Raw genomic sequence first — 3,313 nt, forward strand, 5'->3', positions numbered from 1 at the left:
AAGTTGAAAAACAGTTGGAAATTATATATAATTTAGCAAGAAAGGAGCTTTTTTAGTTATCTAGGACAGCCCCTAAACTTTTATTGATAGAAAAATAATTTAGTTTATAATAATTACAATATTTTAGTTAATAGGTAATAATTTTGGATACTTTAATAAATGGTAATTGTTTGGAAATATTGGATACTTTAGAAGAGAATAGTATAGATATGATATTTGCAGATCCTCCTTATAATTTATCTAATAATGGAACAACTTGTCATAACGGAAAAAGAGTAAGTGTAAATAAAGGTGAATGGGATATAAGTTTAGGATTCGATCAAGATGTTGCCTTTCATGAAACTTGGATATCAAAATGTAGAAGAGTTTTAAAAGATAATGGCACTATATGGATAAGCGGTACTAATCATAGCATATATAAATGTGGTTTTATATTAGAAAAATTGAACTTTTATATATTGAATGATATAGCTTGGTACAAACCTAATGCAGCTCCTAATTTAAGTTGTAATGTTTTTGCTCATAGTCATGAAACACTTATATGGGCAAAAAAAAATAAAAAAGCAAAACATTTTTATAATTATGATTTAATGAAAAATTTGGATTTTGAAAAAGATAAATTAAAGTCCAAAGGTAAACAAATGAGGAGTGTTTGGTCTATATCGACTCCTGCTAAAAATGAAAAAATTTATGGAAAGCACCCAACTCAAAAGCCAATAGATTTATTAATAAGAATAATACTTGCATCTACAAAGGATAATGATACGATATTAGATCCTTTTAATGGTTCTGGCACTACAGCCGTAGCTTGTGCTATGATAGGAAATAGAAATTATATAGGTATAGATATAGATGAGAATTATATAGAGCTTACTAAAAAAAGAATTAAAGATATAAAAAATAATATATTTGAGGATATTTTATAATGGTTATTAGAAAAGAAATAAAAAACATTACTAATATTACTGATAGAAAAAAATTAAAAAATGATTTAATAGGAATTTTTTTAGAAGAAGAACCAGGTAATGGAAATAAGGAAAAAACATCTAAGTATGAATATATTGTTGAAAAATCAGATGATCATGAAATTTATTTAAAAAGACCAGCACCACTTAATAAAGGGATGGATTTTGTTATATCTACTAATAATTATAACTTTGCTAAAAATGGGTCTAGGGCTCGTAGAAATCCAAGCCATAAAGATATACTTGAGGATTTATCATTAAAAAAATCTGAATCAAACTCAGAATATAAAAAATTAATTTCTAAAATAGATAATATTTTTCTTTGTAAAGAAGAAGCAAATAATGATAACAACATTAATTTAAAAATGGGAATACCTGTAGATTTATTATTAAAAATAATAAAATGGTTGTTTATAGAACAAGACGTTACATATTGGAATTATTCTGGAAGAAAAAAATTAAAAGAAGAAATTGATAAAATTTAATAAATTAATTAAATATATTCATTTATTTTATGACAAAAGACATACATTTAGAACTAAAAGGACCTTATATCCTTCAGATACTCTTCGCAAAGAACTGTATTTTCAATCTGAATTTATAGTATCACATTATATTTAATTCATGTTTTTAAAATATTAATCTATAATTTTGCCTTTTTGCAACTTTTTGCGGCTGGAAAAAGTTGAATAAAACAAAATCTTAAGGAAATTTTATGTCATCAGGAACTATATTAAATTATTTCGGGCTTGCAAACACCTATAATCCATTTACAGATGAGAATGCGTTACAGGAGGTTCATAATTTAGATTTCGATATACCTCTTTTAAGCCCATTCAAAAATGCTGATTATGTTGCAATAAGCACAGGCCTTCTAACCACTTCACTTTCTTTTTTGAATGATTCCATACTTCAAGTAATTGAGCCAAACACAAACAAAAAAATAGCAGATTTAAATCCTATAATCGTAGATATTGGAAATAATAAATATACTCCTAAAGAAAATGAAGTTTTTTGGTTTAATAAAGAAGGTTTAAGAGGTACTTATTTTTTAAGCTCAATTTATGCAGGCAAAAAATTTAGAATAGTAAGCGGAAGATATATAACAACTTCAATAACAAGTGCCGTTCTTAACGATATGTTTGAAAGAACTGTTGGAGTGCCTTCATATATTGAGGATATAAACAGCAAAATAGAAACTATTAAAAATAATTCTACTTTTGTATTAAAAGAAGTTATAACGAAAACAGGAGAAGGCAATCAAAATTGGGCATTGAATTGGAGGGAAGATTTAGAATATTTACAAGTATGCGGAGTAATAGAAGGTGATACTAATGCTCTTATAAGCCTATCTTCATTTGGTCTTTTTAGTGATGTTTCTGATACTATTCCTTTAATAGGGTATTTTGGAAGTTATGCGAGCTATCAATATTTTGGAGGCGAGTATCAAAAAAATATAATGGGTAATTATGTTGGTCTTCCAAATTTGATGAGCTTTCCTATTTTGGAAGATAGAAAACCAGTGTTAGCTTTAAAAAATAATGGCAGTAATAGTATAAAAGCCACATTATATTTTTTGGTACGCAGCAAGTAAGGGTTTATAAGCTTGTTTTAAAACTGTTATACAATATTTTTTAGTGTATACCTAAACAACTATATTTTGTTTAAAAGAAATTTTTTCTTCAACTTTTTCCCGCCGCAAAAAGTTGCAAAAAGTGCAAAAATGCAGTTTTTGTGCTTCTTTTATACCAATAAATAATTAAAATTAAAAATATGATTTTAACAAACTTAAAAATTTTCAGTATATAGCTGAACAATTATATGTTGTCATATTTTGCATTTTGCCTACTATGCACTAAGAACTACTTTTTTATATTAATTCTTTTCAATATGTTTTGAAATAAGTCTGTAAATAACAAACAATCATAATAAAAATATTTGGAGTAAATATATATGTTTCTTAATGAAAATAATTTACAAGCTCCTTTCCAATACAAGATAAGTGAGAATAGTTTTAAGTTAGAAAAAATAAATAATTCATTGCAGCTAAGTGAGGATAATGAGCAAATAAAAGTTTTTGAAGGCGAGAGATTATTTTGTGTTGATATAGGATACGGTATAAATGGTGCTTTAGAGGAGATGGAGTTTCTTTTAGATGGTGTTAGGGTGTATCCTGTTTTATTGGATGAAATCAATTGTATTAGAGAATTAGAAGAGGTAGAAGAAAATAAAATATACTTAATAAAAAATGATATAAACTTTAAGAGTATAATTTTTTTAGGGGCTGTCCTAGATAACTAAAAAAGCTCCTTTCTTGCTAAATTATATATAATTTCCAACTGTTTTTC

General features: G+C 26.2%; 3 protein-coding genes and 1 pseudogene. All 4 read left to right on the forward strand.

Annotated elements, in window-relative coordinates:
* The first annotated feature begins 143 nt into the window (after window positions 1–143).
* Entirely contained in the window at window positions 144–926 is a 783-nt protein-coding gene (locus Q0H31_RS12965) for a site-specific DNA-methyltransferase (protein WP_295298854.1), read from the forward strand.
* Entirely contained in the window at window positions 926–1,450 is a 525-nt protein-coding gene (locus Q0H31_RS12970; protein ID WP_295298856.1) for a hypothetical protein, read from the forward strand. The genes Q0H31_RS12965 and Q0H31_RS12970 overlap by 1 nt, the downstream gene beginning before the upstream one ends.
* Window positions 1,451–1,680: 230 nt before the next feature.
* On the forward strand, window positions 1,681–2,559 hold the full coding sequence (locus Q0H31_RS12975; RefSeq protein ID WP_295298858.1) for a phage tail protein: 879 nt from the start codon (window positions 1,681–1,683) through the stop codon (window positions 2,557–2,559).
* A 359-nt stretch (window positions 2,560–2,918) separates the two neighbouring features.
* Window positions 2,919–3,245 (forward strand): annotated as a pseudogene (locus Q0H31_RS12980) (phage tail protein); the annotation flags it as partial.
* Between the last annotated feature and the right edge of the window lie 68 nt (window positions 3,246–3,313).

The sequence above is a fragment of the uncultured Brachyspira sp. genome (assembly GCF_934747485.1).
In the GTDB taxonomy this organism is placed as follows: domain Bacteria; phylum Spirochaetota; class Brachyspiria; order Brachyspirales; family Brachyspiraceae; genus Brachyspira.

Excerpts from the sequence above, each read along its gene's own strand:
- Q0H31_RS12970 (WP_295298856.1), top strand. The coding sequence starts at position 926 with ATGGTTATTAGAAAAGAAATAAAAAACATTACTAATATTACTGATAGA.
- Q0H31_RS12975 (WP_295298858.1), top strand. The coding sequence starts at position 1,681 with ATGTCATCAGGAACTATATTAAATTATTTCGGGCTTGCAAACACCTAT.